Annotated in this window: 22 protein-coding genes; 8 read left to right on the top strand and 14 right to left on the bottom strand. The window is 69.7% G+C overall.

Going from position 1 to position 16,994, the window contains the following annotated elements; translation table 11 throughout:
* Positions 1–359: 359 nt before the first annotated feature.
* Positions 360–2,540, bottom strand: a complete 2,181-nt coding sequence (locus AC0685_RS21680; protein WP_478227205.1) for an MMPL family transporter — start codon at positions 2,538–2,540, stop codon at positions 360–362.
* A 160-nt stretch (positions 2,541–2,700) separates the two neighbouring features.
* On the opposite strand from AC0685_RS21680, the gene AC0685_RS21675 reads away from it, so the two are divergent.
* On the top strand, positions 2,701–3,270 hold the full coding sequence (locus tag AC0685_RS21675; protein ID WP_478227204.1) for a TetR/AcrR family transcriptional regulator: 570 nt from the start codon (positions 2,701–2,703) through the stop codon (positions 3,268–3,270).
* A gap of 46 nt (positions 3,271–3,316) precedes the next feature.
* Positions 3,317–4,189, top strand: coding sequence for a hypothetical protein (locus tag AC0685_RS21670; protein WP_478227203.1), 873 nt, complete (start codon positions 3,317–3,319; stop codon positions 4,187–4,189).
* Here the strand turns inward: AC0685_RS21670 and AC0685_RS21665 are convergent.
* On the bottom strand, positions 4,186–4,734 hold the full coding sequence (locus AC0685_RS21665; protein ID WP_478227202.1) for an RNA 2'-phosphotransferase: 549 nt from the start codon (positions 4,732–4,734) through the stop codon (positions 4,186–4,188). The genes AC0685_RS21670 and AC0685_RS21665 overlap by 4 nt on opposite strands.
* Positions 4,735–4,780: 46 nt before the next feature.
* On the bottom strand, positions 4,781–5,242 hold the full coding sequence (soxR, locus tag AC0685_RS21660) for a redox-sensitive transcriptional activator SoxR (RefSeq protein WP_016335982.1): 462 nt from the start codon (positions 5,240–5,242) through the stop codon (positions 4,781–4,783).
* Positions 5,243–5,294: 52 nt separating this feature from the next.
* Here soxR and AC0685_RS21655 point away from each other — a divergent pair, with 52 nt between their 5' ends.
* From AC0685_RS21655 to AC0685_RS21645, 3 genes are read left to right on the top strand one after another with little or no spacing between them, the layout of a single operon-like run.
* On the top strand, positions 5,295–5,987 hold the full coding sequence (locus AC0685_RS21655; RefSeq protein ID WP_478227201.1) for a transketolase: 693 nt from the start codon (positions 5,295–5,297) through the stop codon (positions 5,985–5,987).
* A gap of 4 nt (positions 5,988–5,991) precedes the next feature.
* The gene (locus AC0685_RS21650) at positions 5,992–6,882 is read left to right on the top strand and encodes a transketolase family protein (protein ID WP_478227200.1); all 891 of its coding nucleotides are present in this window, start codon (positions 5,992–5,994) and stop codon (positions 6,880–6,882) included.
* A gap of 10 nt (positions 6,883–6,892) precedes the next feature.
* Positions 6,893–7,321, top strand: coding sequence for an NUDIX hydrolase (locus AC0685_RS21645; protein WP_478227199.1), 429 nt, complete (start codon positions 6,893–6,895; stop codon positions 7,319–7,321).
* Here the strand turns inward: AC0685_RS21645 and AC0685_RS21640 are convergent.
* The 3 genes from AC0685_RS21640 to AC0685_RS21630 form a co-directional block, all read right to left on the bottom strand.
* Positions 7,307–7,975 carry an NIPSNAP family protein gene (locus tag AC0685_RS21640; RefSeq protein WP_478227198.1) on the bottom strand — a complete coding sequence of 223 codons (669 nt, stop codon included), beginning with the start codon at positions 7,973–7,975 and terminating at the stop codon, positions 7,307–7,309. The two genes, AC0685_RS21645 and AC0685_RS21640, sit on opposite strands and share 15 nt — an antisense overlap.
* A gap of 40 nt (positions 7,976–8,015) precedes the next feature.
* A complete protein-coding gene (locus AC0685_RS21635; RefSeq protein ID WP_478227197.1) occupies positions 8,016–9,188 on the bottom strand; it encodes an acyl-CoA dehydrogenase family protein in 1,173 nt (390 codons plus the stop codon).
* Between the two features lie 72 nt (positions 9,189–9,260).
* Positions 9,261–9,440, bottom strand: a complete 180-nt coding sequence (locus tag AC0685_RS21630) for a hypothetical protein (protein WP_478227196.1) — start codon at positions 9,438–9,440, stop codon at positions 9,261–9,263.
* A 136-nt stretch (positions 9,441–9,576) separates the two neighbouring features.
* Here AC0685_RS21630 and hisH point away from each other — a divergent pair, with 136 nt between their 5' ends.
* From hisH to AC0685_RS21615, 3 genes are all read left to right on the top strand, one after another.
* Entirely contained in the window at positions 9,577–10,200 is a 624-nt protein-coding gene (gene hisH, locus AC0685_RS21625) for an imidazole glycerol phosphate synthase subunit HisH (RefSeq protein ID WP_478227286.1), read from the top strand.
* A gap of 9 nt (positions 10,201–10,209) precedes the next feature.
* On the top strand, positions 10,210–10,947 hold the full coding sequence (priA, locus tag AC0685_RS21620; RefSeq protein WP_007029948.1) for a bifunctional 1-(5-phosphoribosyl)-5-((5-phosphoribosylamino)methylideneamino)imidazole-4-carboxamide isomerase/phosphoribosylanthranilate isomerase PriA: 738 nt from the start codon (positions 10,210–10,212) through the stop codon (positions 10,945–10,947).
* Between the two features lie 80 nt (positions 10,948–11,027).
* On the top strand, positions 11,028–11,375 hold the full coding sequence (locus AC0685_RS21615) for a DUF1330 domain-containing protein (protein WP_219150319.1): 348 nt from the start codon (positions 11,028–11,030) through the stop codon (positions 11,373–11,375).
* A gap of 47 nt (positions 11,376–11,422) precedes the next feature.
* On the opposite strand, the gene AC0685_RS21610 is transcribed toward AC0685_RS21615, so the two are convergent.
* Genes AC0685_RS21610 through AC0685_RS21575 form a run of 8 tightly spaced genes read right to left on the bottom strand, consistent with a single transcriptional unit; the run spans position 11,423 to position 16,990 of the window.
* The gene (locus tag AC0685_RS21610; RefSeq protein WP_340687671.1) at positions 11,423–11,809 is read right to left on the bottom strand and encodes a PPOX class F420-dependent oxidoreductase; all 387 of its coding nucleotides are present in this window, start codon (positions 11,807–11,809) and stop codon (positions 11,423–11,425) included.
* 9 nt (positions 11,810–11,818) lie between these two features.
* Positions 11,819–12,553, bottom strand: a complete 735-nt coding sequence (locus tag AC0685_RS21605; protein ID WP_478227195.1) for an ABC transporter permease — start codon at positions 12,551–12,553, stop codon at positions 11,819–11,821.
* Positions 12,550–13,272 carry an ABC transporter ATP-binding protein gene (locus AC0685_RS21600; RefSeq protein WP_478227194.1) on the bottom strand — a complete coding sequence of 241 codons (723 nt, stop codon included), beginning with the start codon at positions 13,270–13,272 and terminating at the stop codon, positions 12,550–12,552. The genes AC0685_RS21605 and AC0685_RS21600 overlap by 4 nt, the downstream gene beginning before the upstream one ends.
* 49 nt (positions 13,273–13,321) lie before the next feature.
* Complete coding sequence (locus AC0685_RS21595) at positions 13,322–13,882, bottom strand: putative glycolipid-binding domain-containing protein (protein ID WP_478227193.1); 561 nt, start codon at positions 13,880–13,882, stop codon at positions 13,322–13,324.
* Positions 13,879–14,802, bottom strand: coding sequence for an NADP-dependent oxidoreductase (locus tag AC0685_RS21590; RefSeq protein ID WP_478227192.1), 924 nt, complete (start codon positions 14,800–14,802; stop codon positions 13,879–13,881). Before AC0685_RS21590 ends, AC0685_RS21595 begins: the two co-directional genes overlap by 4 nt.
* A 28-nt stretch (positions 14,803–14,830) precedes the next feature.
* Positions 14,831–15,829 carry a hypothetical protein gene (locus AC0685_RS21585; RefSeq protein ID WP_478227191.1) on the bottom strand — a complete coding sequence of 333 codons (999 nt, stop codon included), beginning with the start codon at positions 15,827–15,829 and terminating at the stop codon, positions 14,831–14,833.
* On the bottom strand, positions 15,826–16,335 hold the full coding sequence (locus AC0685_RS21580; protein WP_340687677.1) for an RNA polymerase sigma factor: 510 nt from the start codon (positions 16,333–16,335) through the stop codon (positions 15,826–15,828). Before AC0685_RS21580 ends, AC0685_RS21585 begins: the two co-directional genes overlap by 4 nt.
* A gap of 28 nt (positions 16,336–16,363) precedes the next feature.
* Positions 16,364–16,990 carry a TetR/AcrR family transcriptional regulator gene (locus AC0685_RS21575; RefSeq protein ID WP_478227190.1) on the bottom strand — a complete coding sequence of 209 codons (627 nt, stop codon included), beginning with the start codon at positions 16,988–16,990 and terminating at the stop codon, positions 16,364–16,366.
* Positions 16,991–16,994 lie beyond the last annotated feature (4 nt).

Raw genomic sequence — 16,994 nt, 5'->3', positions numbered from 1 at the left:
GGGCCGGCAGGGCACCGGTACCGAGTGGGTCACCGGGGTCGTGAGTGGCGATTCGGGTCAGGGCCGAGAGCGTCGTGGGTGCCTGCTGGATTTGGCTGGGGCTGATCATGTGTCCGTGAAGGCCTCCTTGCCTACCCTGAGGGTAGTGAAGGAGGCCTTCACTACCCTCAGGCGGGCACGGGCACCGGTGCCGAGTGGGTCACCGGGGTCGTGAGTGGCGATTCGGGTTAGAACCCGAATCGCCACTCACGACCAACCCGCACCAAACGACCTGCACGGGGCCTTCGCGTACCTATCGAGGAGTAAGCGAAGCGGGCGTGTCGCACCGGGCCCGGGCCGAAGAAACCCGCGACCAGTACCTACTTCGAGGCGTCGACCAGCTCCCGCTCGTCAGGAGCGTCCAGCTGCTTCGCGAGCTTCTCGCCTTCGACGTCCACATCGGGCAGCACGCGATCCAGCCACTTCGGCAGCCACCAGGCACCGCGTCCGAGTAGCGACATCAGCGCCGGCACGATGGTCATCCGGATCACGAACGCGTCCACCAGCACCCCGAAGGCCAGCGCGAACCCGATCGACTGGATCAGCGACGACTCCGCGAGGACGAATCCGGCGAACACGCTGATCATGATCAGCGCGGCGGCGACCACGACGCGGGAGCCGTGCCGGAAACCGGTCACCATCGCCTGCTGCGGGTCGGCGCCGTGGACGTATTCCTCCCGCATCCGGGTCACCAGGAACACCTGGTAGTCCATCGCGAGCCCGAACAGCACACCGATCAGCAGGATCGGCAGCATGCTCATGATCGGCCCGGTCGTCTTCACCCCGAGCAGGTCGGTGAGCCAGCCCCACTGGAACACCGCCACCACGGCGCCGAACGTCGCGACCACGGAGCCGAGGAAGCCCAGCGTCGCCTTCAGCGGGACCACGATCGAGCGGAACACCAGCATCAGCAGCAGGAACGCGAGCCCGACGATCAGCGCGAGATAGGGCAGCATCGCGTCGGCGAGTTTCTCCGAGACGTCGATGTTGGCCGCGGTCTGGCCGGTCACCGCCAGCGACGCGCCGGTGGCCGTGCCCAGCCCCGCGTTCAGGCCGCGGATGTCGCTGACCAGGTCTTCGGTCGCGGTGCTGCTGGGGCCGCTCTTCGGGATGACGGTCAGCAGCGCCAGGTCACCGTCCCGGTTGGTCTTCGGCGGCGTGACGATCGGGCGTTCGGGGAGCCCGCCGATCCCCGCGGCCGCCTGCTGGAGCGCGGCCTGCCGGTCGGTGCTGGCGCTCAGGTCGACGACGATCACCAGCGGCCCGTTGGCGCCCTCGCCGAAGCTGCGGGCGACGGTGTCGTAGGCCTTGCGCTGGGTGGTGTCCGGCGCGGCGGTGCTGTCGTTCGGCAGGCCGAGCTGCATGCTCGCGGCCGGGATGGCGACGATCGCGAGACCTGCGATCGCGGCGATCAGCACCGGGATCCGGTGGCGGGCCACGAACTTCGCCCAGCGCTCGCCGTGCGTCGTCGCACTTTCCTTGCGGCGCAAGCGGATCTTGCCGCCCGCCAGTTTGCCGCCCGCGAACCCGAGGACGGCGGGCAGCAGGGTGAGCGCGATGACGACCGCGATGGCGACGGTGATCGCCGCGGCGATGCCCATCTCGCCGAGGAACGGGATGCCGACGACGGTCAGGCCCGCCAGCGCGATGATCACGGTCAGCCCGGCGAACACCACCGCGGAGCCCGCCGTGCCGGTGGCGCGTCCGGCGGCTTCCTCGGGATCTCGGCCGATCGTGAGTTCGTGCCGGTAGCGGGAAACGATGAAGAGCGCGTAGTCGATGCCGACGGCGAGGCCGATCATCAGCGCGAGCACCGGCGTGTTCGTGTTCAGTTCGAGGAAACCGGACGCCGTCGTGATCCCCGCCATGCCGATGCCGACGCCGATGAGCGCGGTCAGCAGCGGGATCCCGGCTGCGAGCAGCGAGCCGAAGGTGATGATCAGGACGACCGCGGCGACGGCCACACCGAGGCCTTCGGTGGCGTTCGTGGCGGGCATCGCCTGGACGGCGTCACCGCCGAATTCCACGGTGTACCCGGCGGCCTTGGCGGAATCCGCGGCGGCCATCAGGCCGTCGCGGTCGGCGTCGGTGAGCTCGAAGCCCGGGACGCGGTAGCTGACCTGCGCCAACGCGACGTGCTTGTCGGGCGAAATCGCCTGCGCCTGCAGCGGGTCGACCACGCCGGCGACCTTCGGCGCGTCCTTGAGCCCGGTGACGAGACGGGCGATCGCCGCCTGCCCACCGGCGTCGGTGATGTCACCGGACGTCGAGATGACGACGCGCGCCGTCGCGCCACCGGCGGCGGCTTCCGGGAACCGGTCGGCGAGCTGGTCGATCGCCTTCTGCGACTCGGTGCCGGGGATGGTCACCGAGTTCGAAAGCTGGCCGGACAGGGTCAGCGCGCCCGCGCCGAGGGCCACCAGGACGGCGGCCCACACCGCCGTCACCAGTGCCCGGCGCCGGAACGAGAACCGGCCCAGGCGGTACAGGAAGCTGGCCACGAAAGTCTCCCGTTCACTCGTTCAGGTTCATTTCAAGCTAGCCGATCGGCTAGGGCGCTACAAGCCGATCGGCAAGTGTGTGACTAGCCGCACGGCTAGTACTCGTTTGGCCAGGCGGCCACGCTTGACGTAATCTCCGACGGCTGAACGAGGAGGGAACATGGACGTCGTCCACGCGGAGGACACCCGCACGCGACTACTGGGCACGGCGTTGCGGCTGTTCACCGAACACGGCGTGGAAGGCACCTCGCTGCAGATGATCGCGGACGCCCTCGGCGTCACCAAGGCCGCCGTCTACTACCACTTCAAGACGAAGGCGGAGATCACCGAATCCGTCGCCGAACCCGTGCTGCGAGAGCTCGAAGGCATCGTCGACGACGCCCGCGCCCAGCGCACCCGGGGCGCGCAGATCGACCACCTGCTCGACGGTTTCGTCGATCTCGTGGTGCGGCACCGCGCGCTGGTCGCCCTGTTCTCCAGCGACCCCGGCATCGCCCGCGCGATCGAGAAGTCCGTGCACAGCTCGGACAGCTTCAAGAACCGGCTGCTGGAGATCCTCGTCGGCCCCGATCCGGATCTCACCGCGATCGTGACCGCGCAGGTACTTCTGGCGGGCATCGCCATCGCCGGCGGTTCGCCCGAGGTCGCGTCGCTCGACGACGAGACGCTGCGCGAAACGCTCCTCAGCGTCGGTCGCAAGCTCTACAACCGCCCGCGCCGCCGTTCGTGACCGATGTGTTCAAGACAGGCGCCGCGATCCGCGCGACCCTGTCGGCATGAACATCGATCTGAAGGCGGCGGCCACGTTCATGGCCACCCAGGCCCGGCTGCTCGACAGGCGGCGCTTCGAAGTCCTCTTCCGCTCCGATGACCCGGCCGCGGCGCTCGCCGCGCTCGAGGCGTACCGCAATCCCGACGGCGGCTACGGCCACGGACTCGAACCGGACTGCCGCTCGGTGACCAGTCAGCCCGCCGGTGCGCTGCACGCTTTCGAGGTCTTCGCCGACGTCGGCAAGTCGACAAGTCCGCGCGCGGCCGAACTCTGTGACTGGCTCGCCTCGATCTCCTTGCCCGACGGCGGGATCCCGTTCGCGCTGCCGATGCCGGATCCGGAGGGCGGCGCGCCGTTCTGGACGAGCGCGGATCCGGCGGTCTCCTCACTGCAGATCACCGCGATCGTCGCGGTGACCGCGCATCGCGTCGCGGCACACGATCCGGCGGTCGCCGCGCATCCCTGGCTCGCGAAGGCAACGCGCTACTGCCTAGATGAGATCGAGAAGCTCGACGAGGCGCCGCACGCGCTCGTGCTCGCTTTCGCGATGAAGCTGGTGGACGCGCTCGGCGACACGCGCCTGGTCGAGAAGCTCGGCCGGTTCGTCCCGGACGACGGTGTGGTCGCCGTCGGCGGCGGGATCGAGGGCGAGGCCATGCGCCCGCTCGACTTCGCGCCGGAACCCGGTGGCCCGGCACGGAAGCTCTTCCGGCCGGAGATCGTCGAAGCGGATCTGCGGCGGGTGGCGGGCGGGCAGCACGACGACGGCGGCTGGCGGGTCGACTACACGAGCTATTCGCCGGCCGCCGCGCTGGAGTGGAACGGGATGTTCACCGTGAACACGTTGTCGCTCCTGCGGAACAACGGCTTGGTCTAAGGAAGTCTGCGGAGGAACTCCGGCGGGACGGCGGCGGTGAGCCAGACGCCGTTCGCGCTCACCTGGAATTCGTGACCGGCGGCGGACATCTCCCGGGCGTCCACGGCGAGCAGCACCGGGACGCCGCGCCGCGCCCCGACGGCCCGCGCGGTGTCCACGGTCGCCGAGAGATGCACGGCATGCCGCTTCATCGGCCGGAGTCCCTCGTGCAGGATCGCGTCGAGGAACCGGGAGACCGTGCCGTGGTAGAGCACCTCCGGCGGGATCGCGGCGGGCAGTGCGAGGTCGACGTCGACACTGTGGCCCTGGCTGGCACGGATCCGCAGCCCGGCCTCGTCGAAGGCGAAGCGCCGTTTGTCGTTGCCCTCGACCACTTCGTCGAGTTGGGTGCGGGTGAGCGGCAAACCGTTGCGCCGCAAGGCCGCCAAGAGCGTGTCGACGTCGACCCAGCCGTCAGGGGTGAGGGTGATCCCGATGTCGCCGGGTGCGTGCCGCAGGTGCCGGGAGAGCCGTTTCGAGACTCGGATGAGGTTCTTCTTGTCCATTTCGAGTCACAGTGACGCACATCCGGCCCCCGCGTGGCAAGGGAATTCAGATGCCGCCCTCGGAAGCCGGGCGCAGTTTCCCCGCGCCGGGGCCGAAGCGGGACATCTGGTCGTCGGCGTTGTAGAGCCCGCAGCTGCGCAGGGAGAGGCAACCGCAGCCGACGCATCCGGTCAGCCTGTCGCGCAGGCGCTGCAACGCGTCGATCCGCGCGTCGAGCTCGTCCTGCCAGCCCCGCGAAAGGCGGGCCCAGTCGGCCTTGGTGGGCGCGTGGTCCTTGGGTAGGGTCTCCAGTGCCGAGCTGATGTCGTCCAGGCTGAGCCCGACCCGCTGCGCGGCGCGGATGAAGGCGATCCGGCGCAGCACCGAGCGCGAGTACCGGCGCTGGTTGCCCGCCGAGCGCTCGGAGCTGATCAGTCCCTTGTCCTCGTAGAAACGCAAAGCCGTATGGGGCACGCCGCTGCGGTCGGCGACCTGCCCGATGCTCAGGTGTTCAGCCAGTCTCGTCACGTCGCCAGATTAGCCTTGACTTCGACCTAAGTCGAGGTTGCAACCTCGGTTCATGACCACCGACACCAAGACCGGCTACGAGGATCTGCCGAGGCTGATCTCGTTGATGACCGGGGACGAGAAACACCAGGCGGCCGCGGAGTCCACTGTGGACGTCCTGTGGGTGCTCTACGACCGTGTGCTCGACATCACCCCGGAGAACGTCCGCGATCCGGGCCGCGACCGTTTCCTGCTGTCGAAGGGGCACGGTCCGATGGCCTACTACGCGGTGCTGGCGAAGAAGGGCTTCCTCCACGAGGAAGAACTCGCCGACTGGACTTCGGCCGAGTCCCGCCTCGGTCACCATCCCGACCGGGCGAGGCTTCCCGGGGCCGAGATCTCCAGCGGTTCGCTCGGGCACGGGCTCCCGCTGGCCATCGGTACCGTGTTCGGCCTGCGCGCCAAGGGATTCCGCGACGCCAAGGTCGTCACCCTCATCGGTGACGCGGAGCTCGACGAGGGCTCCAACCAAGAGGCCATCGCGGTCGCGGGCCGGATCGGCATGCCGCAGCTGACCGCCGTCGTCATCGACAACTCCTCGGCCACACACGGCTGGCCCGGCGGGATCGCGCGCCGGTTCGAGGTCGAAGGCTGGACGACCCGCACCGTCGACGGCCGCGATCACGACGCGCTCCACGAAGCCTTCACCACACCTCATCCGGACCGGCCGCTCGCCGTGGTCGCGACCGTCGAGCGAAAGGCTTGAGCCCGTGAACATGCGTGAAACGTTCCTCGAAGCCGCCGCCGAAGCGCTCGACGCCGACCCGAACGTCGCCGTCGTGCTCGCCGACATCTCCGCGGCACAACTCGCCTTCGCCGCGCGGAAACATCCCGACCGGGTGCTCAACGTCGGCATCCGCGAACAGCTGATGATGAGCACCGCGGGCGGACTCGCGCTGGCCGGCATGCGGCCGATCGTCCACACCTTCTCGTCGTTCCTCGTGGAGCGGGCGTTCGAGCAGGTCAAACTCGACCTCGGGCACCAGGACGTCGGGGCCGTGCTGGTGTCCTCGGGCGCGTCCTACGACATGCCGACCGCCGGGCGGACCCACCAGGCGCCCGGAGACGTCGCCCTCATCGACACGCTGCCGGGCTGGACCGTGCACGTGCCGGGGCATCCCGCAGAGGCACGACGGCTGCTGCTCGAGTCCATCCCTGGCGACGGGCGCGTCTATCTCCGGCTTTCCGCGCAGGAGAACGCGAAAGCCCATCTGGGGGCGGGTCTGCAAACGCTGCGCCAAGGCAGGCGAAGTGTGGTGGTGGCCGTCGGGCCGATGCTCGACCGGACGCTGGAGGCGACCGCCGATCTCGACGTGACCGTGCTCTACACCTCGACCATCCGGCCGTTCGACGCCGCCGGGCTGCGCGCGGCCGTCGACGCCACCGGGGCCACCGACGTCGTGCTGATCGAGCCGTACCTCGCGGGGACGTCGGCGCACGCGGTGACGGACGCTTTGTCCGAAATGCCGCACCGGCTGCTCTCCCTCGGCGTCCGGCGTGACGCGGAAGTGCGGATCTACGGCGAAATGGCCGATCACGACCTCGCGCACGGCCTCGACGCCGGCTCGATCACCTTGTCCGTCAAGGAATTCCTCCGCTAGCGTCACCAGGATGACGAAGATCCGCCCGCTCTCGCTCGGGGTCATCCGCCGCGGTGAAGACCTTCTCGTGTTCGAAGGCCGCGACCACACCAAGGGCGTGACCTACCATCGCCCGCTCGGCGGCGGGATCGAGTTCGGGGAGACCGCCGCCGAGGCGCTGCACCGCGAATTCCAGGAGGAACTCGCGGCGGAGCTGACCTCGGTCGAGCAGATCGCCGTACTGGAGAACGTGTACACCTACGAAGGCAGGCCGGGGCACGAGATCGTGTTCCTGTTCACCGCGGACCTGACGGACAAGGCGTTCTACGAGCGCGACGAGGTCGGCGTGGTGCTCGACGACGGCGCGCGCGTGCACTGGCTGCCGATGGCCGACGTGTCGAGCGGCAAGGCGATCCTGTACCCGGACGGACTCGCGGACCTCCTTTCAGCGCAGGACTGACCGCGCGGTCGGCGCCAGTTCCCGTTGTTGCCAAGGGCGTTCGAGTTTGCCCGCGAGTTCGGTGCCTGTCCGGTCCAGGAGTTCGCGGTGTTCTTCCGTGAACTTGGAGAACCAGACGAACACCGTCTCGTTCTCCCGCACGGGAAGACGGGGAAAGGTGTTCTCCGCGGGCTCTGTTTCGAAGTGGCCGAACGTGTCCACGCCTGATTCCCGCAAGGCGGGCGCCACGTTGTCCGCGAAGTACTCGGAGAACTCCTTGACCGGGACGGCAGGATGGCACACCGTCACCAGAATCCGGGAATCCCCAGCGCCGCCCGGAGCGGGGAACCCCGGCCCGGACGGGCGCAGCAACAGGACGTCCGATGCGTCGATCATCGTCTCGTTCGCCGCCGGGCCGTGCTCTCGCCACACGGGCCCGTGGTAGAACGATTCGAGCGCGGCACGCCTGGTCTCCATGTCCCGGAAACCGCGCAGCCACACGAACTTGTCCGGCTCCGCAGGCTCGCGGAAGAGGCCGAACAGGCGCATGCCGCAGGCTTCCTGGCTCTCCACGAACTCGCGCTCGAAGAGCTCGATCAGCCCGTCCCGGCGGCCGGGGTGCAGCGTGTACCGGCGCAGTTCGACGACGGACTGGAACTCGGGGGAAACGGTCATACGCGGACCATAGAGGTCCGCACCGACAGTTTCCGGCGGCTCAGCGGAAGGCGGCCAGACCGGTGACCGACTGGCCGAGCGAGAGCGCGTGCATCTCTTCGGTGCCTTCGTAGGTCAGCACGGTTTCCAGGTTCGACATATGCCGCATCACCGGGTATTCCAGCGAAATCCCGTTGGCGCCGAGCATGGCGCGCGCGGTCCTGGCGACCTCCAGCGCAGAGCGGACGTTGGCGAGCTTGCCGAAGCTGACGTGGTTGTGGTGCAGCGTCCCGGCGTCCTTGAGCCGCCCGATCCGCAGCGCGACCAGACCGGCGCGGTTGACCTCGACGACGAGATCGGCGAGCTTGCGCTGGGTGAGCTGGAACCCGGCCAGCGGTTTGCCGAACTGTTCCCGGCTCAGCGTGTACTCCAGCGCGGATTCGTAGCAGGAGCGAGCGGCGCCGACGACGCCGAACAGGATCCCGTAGCGCGCTTCGTTCAGGCAGGACAGCGGCCCGCGCAGGCCCCTGACCTCGGGGAACGCGGCGGAATCCGGCAGGCGGACGCCGTCGAGCACGAGTTCCGCGGTCAGCGAGGCGCGCAGTGACAGCTTGTGCTTGACCTCGTTCGCGGTGAAGCCCGGCGTGTTCGTGGGGACGACGAAACCGCGCACACCTTCGTCGGTCCGCGCCCAGACGACCGCGACGTCGGCCACGGTTCCGTTGGTGATCCACATCTTCGTGCCGCTCAGCACCCAGTCCGAGCCGTCGCGCACCGCGCGGGTCCGCATGCTGCCGGGGTCGCTGCCGGCGTCCGGTTCGGTCAGGCCGAAACAGCCGAGCGCCTCACCGGCGGCCATCCGGGGCAGCCACTCCTGTTTCTGCTCCTCGGTGCCCCATTTGTGGATCGCGTACATCGCCAGCGAGCCCTGCACCGAGACGAAGCTGCGCAACCCGGAGTCGACGGCCTCCAGCTCGCGGCAGGCGATGCCGTAGGCGACGGCGCTGGTCCCGGCGCAGCCGTAACCCTCCAGGTGCATGCCGAGCAGTCCGAGCCGCCCGAACCCCTTGGCGAGCTCGGCGGCGGGCAGAGCGCCCGACTCGTACCACTCGGCGACGTTCGGCAGGAGCTGGTCCTGGGCGTAGGAGCGCACTGCGTCACGCATGGCCCGGTCCTCGGCGGTGAGCTCGGCGTCGAGATCGAGGAAGTCGCGCGGATCCGGACTGCTGCTCATGCGGTCACTCCTGGTCGGCTCGGTGGGGCGTCTTCCTATGAAGAAAACCACACACGCGACCGGAGTCGAGTGTCAGCGATCCCGCCCTCCGGTGGTCTTCGTCACCTGAACCGATGCCGTGGCCGTCCGAGCCGGGGCGGAGCGCCGCTTCTGCGCCGGGATCAGCAGCTCCGCGAAGGTAGGGAAAGGCACGCTGTCGATGTCTTCGCGCCAGGCGCTGAGCAGGCGGGTCAGGTCGTCGGCGTCCTGCATCGTTCCTCCAAAAGTGCAGGGCGGTCCTGCGCCGGCCTTTCACTTGGAGGCGTTATTACCCAGAAGAGTGAACGTCGAAACAGGAAATCCGGAGAAAATCCGGTCCGCTAACCTGGGACGCGTGGCTACTCCTCGCGTGGTGATCCTGGACTACGGGTCCGGCAACCTCCGGTCCGCCGAACGCGCTGTTCAGCGCGCCGGCGCCGACGTCGAGGTCACCGCCGACCCGCATGCCGCCCTCGAGGCCGACGGCCTGGTCGTCCCCGGTGTCGGCGCCTTCTCCGCCTGTATGGAGGGGCTGCGGTCGGTGTCGGGGGAGAAGATCATCGGCAAACGCCTCGCCGGCGGCCGTCCGGTGCTGGGCATCTGCGTCGGCATGCAGATCCTGTTCGAACGCGGTGTCGAGCACGGCGTGGAGGCCGAGGGCGCCGGTGAGTGGCCGGGCACGGTCGACAAGCTGGAGGCCGACGTCCTGCCCCACATGGGTTGGAACACCGTCCGCGCCCCCGAGGACTCACAGTTGTTCGCCGGTCTGGACGCGGACACGCGGTTCTACTTCGTGCACTCCTACGCCGCGCGGACCTGGGAACTGGACTCCGGCCTCGCCGGACAGCAACCCAAGGTGACCTGGGCGAACCACGGCCAGGACTTCGTCGCCGCCGTCGAGAACGGGCCGCTCTGGGCGACCCAGTTCCACCCCGAGAAGTCCGGGGACGCCGGGGCGCACCTGCTGCGCAACTGGCTGAACACCCTGTCTTAGAGTGGGCGCGTGACTTTCACGCTCCTTCCCGCCGTTGATGTGGCCGATGGCCAGGCCGTGCGACTCGTCCAGGGCGAGGCCGGCACCGAAACCTCCTATGGCAGCCCGCTGGAGGCGGCGCTCGCCTGGCAGCGCGACGGTGCGGAGTGGATCCATCTGGTGGACCTCGACGCCGCGTTCGGCAAGGGTTCCAACCGCGAACTGCTCGCCGACGTCGTGGCCAAGCTCGACGTCCAGGTGGAGCTGTCCGGTGGCATCCGCGACGACGCCTCGCTGGAGGCCGCGCTGGCCACCGGCGCCCGCCGCGTCAACCTCGGTACCGCGGCGCTGGAGGACCCGGAGTGGACCGCGAAGGTCGTCTCCTCCTACGGCGACCGCGTCGCCATCGGGCTGGACGTGCGGATCACCGAGGCCGGGCACCGGCTGTCCGCCCGCGGCTGGACGCAGGACGGCGGTGACCTCTGGGAGGTCCTCGACCGGCTCGACCGCGACGGCGCGCAGCGCTACGTCGTCACCGACGTGAGCAAGGACGGCACCCTCCAGGGGCCGAACATCGACCTGCTCCGCGAGGTCGCCGCCCGCACCGACGCGCCGGTCATCGCCTCCGGTGGTGTGTCCAGTGTGGACGATCTCCGCGCGCTGGCCGCGCTGGCCCGCGACGGTGTCGAGGGATCCATCGTCGGCAAGGCGCTCTACGCCGGCGCGTTCACCCTGCCCGAGGCGCTCGCGGCCGTCGCGGAGTTCTGAGCTTTACCTCCCGGGTAATCGACGCCACGCGCCGGCTCGGTCAGGATTCCTTCCAAGACAACGAAACCTGGAGGGACATCATGACCGCCTACGGACTCGCCCACCTTCGCCCCGCCGCTGTGCTGGCCGAAGAGGTCTTCGAGTACATGGAACGGATCCAGGCCACGCTCGATCCCTTCGGCGGCAGGTTCCTCGTGCACGGAGCCGGGGTCCACGTCGTCGAGGGGGAGTGGCCGGGGGCGCTCGTGCTCATCGAGTTCCCGAGCCTCGACGCCGCGCGGGAGTGGTACGACTCGCCCGCGTACCGGGAGATCCTGCCGCTGCGGGCCGACCACATCCCCGGCGATCTGATCCTGGTGGAGGGATGCGGGCCGGACCACGACTCGGCGGCGCTGGCGGCCTCGCTGCGGGCGCTGCAGGCCTCGTGAGTGGTGAGGACGGTTCTAACCGTCCTCACCACTCACGAGACCCAGGGCTACTCCGCCAGCTTGATCGCGATGCCCACGGTCCGGTCCTTCGGCCCCCGCAGCCTGCTGAAGAACATCGTGACCCGCCCGGTGATCCCGTACTTCCGCGCGATCACCTTGCGCACCCGTTCGGTCTCGTCGAGGTCCAGCAGCCGAGCCTCACCCGCGACGACGTCGCCATGGGTCTTGGCACCGCGGAAGTCGCAGGCCTGGACCTCGACCCGGCCGCTGTTGCGGATGCGCTTGACCTTGCCCGCCTTCCGCTCGGACCAGAGCACCAGCTCGCCGCCGTCGCCCGCCGCCCAGACCGGGGTCGGCACCGGGGTGCCGTTCTTGCGGAAGGTGGTCAGGACGACGTACTTCTCGGCGGCGATCCGCTCGAACTCCGATCCCATGTGGAAAGTCTAGGCTGTCCGCCTGCGCAAGGTCGCCGCGCCGAGCACCAGCGCGGCCAGTGCGCACGCCCCGACGATGATCAGGTTCCAGAGGAGTGTCGCGTCCACGGTGCCCGACGTGGTGACCCGCGTGAGCGCTTCGACGGCGTACGAAAGCGGCATCACGTTCGAAAGCCAGTTCAGGAGCCAGCCCATTTCCCCGCGCGGCACGAACAGCCCGCACAGCAGGATCTGCGGCAGCACGAACAGCGGCATGAACTGCACCGCCTGGAACTCCGTCCGCGCGAACGCGCTCACGAACAGGCCGAGCGCCATCCCGAGGAGGGCGTCGAGGACGGCGATGAGCAGCAGCATCCCGATCGAGCCCGCGATGTCGAGGCCCAGCCAGGCGAGCGAAATCCCGGCGGCGACGCCGACCTGCACGATCGCGATCGAACCGAACGCGATCGCGTAGCCGAAGAGCAGGTCCATCCTGCCGATCGGCAGGGTCATCAGTCTTTCCAGTGTCGCCGTGGTGCGCTCGCGCAGCGTGGTGATCGAGGTGATCAGGAACATGATCAGGAACGGGAAGACGCCGAGCAGCGCCGGAGCGACCCGGCTGAACACCGCTTCGGAGTTGAAGACGAAGCGCAGCAGCACCATCAGCAGCGACGGGACGACGATCAGCATCGCGACGGTGCGCGGATCGTGCCGTAGCTGAAGGAGGATGCGGCGGGCCGTGGCGAGTGTCAGCGTGGGGTTCACGAGGTCATCTCCGTCTCCCGGACGAGCCGCAGGAACGCCTGTTCCAGATCGGTCGTGCCGGTGCGTTCGCGAAGCCCGGCCGGGGTGTCGTCGGCGAGGACGCGGCCTTCGCGCATGAGCAGCAGCCGGTCGCATCGCGCTGCCTCGTCCATGACGTGGCTGGACACGAGCAGCGTCGTCCCGCCCTCGGCGAGGCGGCGGAACAGCGCCCAGAGTTCGTCGCGGAGTAGGGGATCGAGGCCGACGGTCGGTTCGTCGAGGACGAGCAGTTCGGGTTTTCCGAGCAGTGCGACGGCGAGGTTGGCGCGGCTGTGCTGTCCGCCCGACAAGGAGCCGACCAGCTTGCCCGCGTGGTCGGTCAGCCCGACTTCGGCGATCACCCTGTCCACATCGGACATCGGCGCGCGGAGGACGGAGGCGAAGTAGCGCAACGCTTCCGTGATGGTGAGGTCGGCGTAGATGGCCGGGTTCTGGGTGGCGTAGCCGATCAGGCGCCGCAGCGGCGGGCTGCCCGCGGGATGGCCGAGCACGGTGACCTCGCCCGCGGCGACGATCTGCACGCCGACGATCGAACGCATCAGCGTCGTCTTGCCGCAGCCGCTCGGCCCGAGCAGGCCGGTGACGCGCCCGCGCGGCGTCCGGAACGCGATGTCCTTGACGACCTCGCGACCGCCGCGGACGACCCTCAGTCCTGTCACGGAGATCGCCGAATTAGCCATGTGTTTAATTCTGCGCTCGTTGAGAAGCGTGAGTCAAGGGGTGCGTGTTTCAGGACAGCCGGACGGCGATGCCCGGGTAGTCGTGCACCAGCAGGTGCCGGTCGTAGCGCAGTACGCAGGAGAAGTCGAAGACCGGTGCCGCGTAGGCGAAATCGCGGTCACCGATCCGCTCGTAGCGCTGCTCGAGCCGCTCCACGGCGAGGTCGCCCGCACGGACGTACACGGCGGGCGCCTCGGCGGCGGCGCCCGGAGCGAGGCCGAGCCGGTGCACTGGCAGCGTGTTCGTCATCGACGACGACTCGAGGTCCACGTCGAAACAGCCGTCGAGCCGCGGATCCGCGACCCCGTCCACCCGCCATCGTCCGTCACCGCCGGATTCGAGCACCGTGCGCCGGGCGCCGCTCGCCGACCGGCCGGAGATCTCCGCCGACCTCGTATGCCAGGCGGCGTCGACGGTGATCGCGTACTCGACGAACCAGGATTCGCCGTCCTCGACCGCTGTCGTTGCCCCGCTGATCCTCCAGCCGCCTTCGTGTTCTTCGAAGAACGCGACCTCCAGGCCGGTCCTCGCGTCCCGATGCAGCCAGCTCGCCGTCGCGGGAAGGCTCACGGGACCAGGACGAGCTTGCCCCGGACGTGGCCGCCTTCGCTTTCGCCCTGGGCCGCGGCCGCTTCGGCGAGCGGGTACACGCGGGCGATCGGCAGGTCGAGCTTGCCTTCGGCGGCGAGCGCGGCGCCTTCGGCCAGCGAGCCGGGGACCTGCTCGGCCGGAGAACCCGACGTGAAGCGGACGCCGTGGTCTGCCGCGTCCGGCGCGGCGATGGTGATGACCCGCTTCGGGCCACCGGTCAGCTCGACGAGGGTGGCGAGCGAGCCGCGTCCGGAGGCGTCGAAGGACGCGTCGACGCCCTGCGGCGCGACGTCGCGTACGCGCTCGGCGAGGCCTTCGCCGTACTGCACTGGGACGGCACCCAGCGAGCGCAGGTAATCGTGGTTCGCTTCGCTCGCGGTGCCCACGACGGTGAGCCCGCGCGCGACGGCGAGCTGGACGGCGATGGTGCCGACGCCGCCCGCCGCGCCGTCGATGAGCAGCGTCTCGCCCTTCTGGAGATCCAGGAGGGCGAGGGCGCGGTAGGCGGTGTTGACGACCGCCGGCAGCGCCGCGGCCAGCTCCCAGGAGAGTGCCCCGGGCTTGCGGATCAGGTTCGCCGGATCCGCGAGGACGTATTCCGCGTACCCGCCGATGCCGGACCCCAGGACCTCGTCGCCGGCCGCGAACCCGGACACTCCCTCGCCGACCGCGTCGATCACGCCCGAGATGTCCCCACCGGGCACGGCGGGGAACTTCGCGGGGTACACCTCCGCCATCAGCCCGGACCGGATCTTCCAGTCGATCGGGTTCACGCCCGCGGCCCGGACGGCGACCCGGACCTGGCCGGGTCCCGGCGCGGGAAGCTCACGTTCGAGGACGCGCAGGACCCCGGAGTCGCCGTACTCGGTGAACGCGATGGAGCGGTAGGTGTCCGTCATGCCGTCGACAACCGCCGCCCGCCCGTCACTATTCCGGCGGCTTCCCGAACCAGCTGTAGTCACCGGGGATGATCTGCAGGCCCTCGGCGATGTCGGCCAGCGTGGCCCGGTCCCGTTTGCCCGACACGGTGAGCCAGCGCCCGCCTTCGACCTGGACGGCGACCGTTTCGTCCAGCTTCCCTCCCCGCCCGTTCCGCGCGGGGAGGGCGAAACCGTCGAGGCCCCTGATCTTGAGCGGCACGGGCGCGGCATCGCCCGCGTCCGGCGGTTGGCCGCCGAGCCTCGCCGTGACCACCGCCGCCGCGCTGGGCTGCCCGGCACGGGTGGCTTCGAGCTCGGTCGTGCCCCCGTCGACCATCATGGCCAGGTTCACCCCGGACGGCTCCAGGCCGGCGGGCAACCTGCCGAACCGCAGTTCGCCCGACACCCGGGCACGGCCGTCCCCGACCATCTCGTCCGCGATCCGCTGACCCACGCCGCGCGCGTCGCGCACACCGTGCAGGGTCAAGTTCAGCACGTACGCGTCGTCGGGTGACCAGGTCAGCATCGTCGCGTCGCCGTAGACCTCCGAGACCATGCCGACCCTGCCGTGCACGATGATCTGGTTCGGGGCGGGCGCGATCGTCCACGGCCCGCGCCGCTCGTCCAGCGGAGTGGTGGTCAGCTGGACCTGGCCCGCCTCGCCGCCACTCCACGTCCTGGTCTGAGGCGCCGGATAAGGCTTCGCGGAGCGGCTCATCTCCTTGAAACCGTCGGGAAGCCAGCCCGGTTTGTACGGCAGCACCGCCCAGTCCGCGTCGCGCGGCGAGGCGGGCGTGACCGTTGTGTAGGCCCGCAGGCCGAGTGGCACGCCGAGCGCGATGATCGCGACCGCCGCCGCGACCAGCGCCAAAGCCATCTTCGGACGGCTGCGCGACCGTTGGGCCAGCGCGTCGCGGACCTCGGCCCCGTCGGGCGCCCGCGTCGCCAGGTGTTCGAGGCTCTCCCGGATCAGGTCCTCGGTGTGCTCGTCACTCAGTCGGGTCATTTGCGGGCTCCCGTGGGCTGCACGGACGGGGACGGCCCGGTTTCCCGCAGCGTCGCGAGCGCGCGCGAAATCTGGCTGCGCACGGTCGACGTCGCGCAGCGGAGTACCGCGCCGATCTCCTCGTCGGAGTAGTTCTCGTAGTAGCGGAGCACGATCGCGGCGCGTTGTTTGCGCGGGAGCTTCGCGAGCCGGTCCAGCATCGCGTCGCGTTCGTCGTACTCGATGGCGTGATCGGAGACCGGCGGGCTCATCAGGTCGAGCGCTTCCGGTGACGACGGCGTCACCCGGCGGACCGCCAGCCGCCTCCGCCACGAGAGGTACTCGTTGGTCACCATCCGGCGGACGTACGTCGGCGGCGAGTCGATCTTCGGCCAGCGTTCCTGAGCACGCAGCAGCACCTCCTGGACGATGTCCTGCGCCAGGTACGGATCGTCGGTCAGGACGGTCGCGTAGCGCAGGAGGCCGTCCAGGCGATCCGCGACGAACTCGTCGAAGGTCGCAGGCACGTGTCCCCCTCAGCCGGTGGTCTCGCTACTAGTGACGCGCGAGACCACCCCGCTGATGCATCGGGAGCCGAACTTTCTCGGCGCCGGGGGTCAGGTAGTACTGCGCGACCGGGGCCAGCATCGCGACGATCTCCTCCTCCGAGGCGTTGACCAGCGGCGGGAGCCCGATGACGTAGCGCAGCAGCGCGAACCCGATCATCTGCGCGGCGATCCCGGCCACCCGCACCTTCGGCACGCCGCGCGCTTCGGCGACCCGCGCCAGTACCGCCCGCTCCAGGAACTGCCGCATCATGGTCGCGACCTGCTCGTTGGTGGTCGCGGAGCGGATCATCGCCAGGAACGGCGCGCGGCCGTCCGGGGCCTGCCAGAGGCCGAGGAACGCGCGGACGAGGCGCTCGCCGATCTCTTCTTCGGGGCCTTCGAGGATCCGGGGGACCAGCTCGCCAGGGTCCACCGGCAGATTCATCGACGCGGCGAAGAGCCGTTGCTTGGTGCCGAAGAAATGGTGCAGCAGGGCCGCGTTGACCCCGGCGTCGGCCGCGATGGCGCGGACGGTCGCCCCGTCGTAGCCCTGTTCGGCGAACCTGCGCCTCGCCGCGTCGAGGATCTCCTCCCGCGTCTCGGTCTGCCCCGGCCGCCGCCCCGCCTGTGCCATCCCG

Source organism: Amycolatopsis sp. NPDC043889 (genome assembly GCF_056435645.1).
This window is presented reverse-complemented; position numbering and strand designations above follow the sequence as displayed.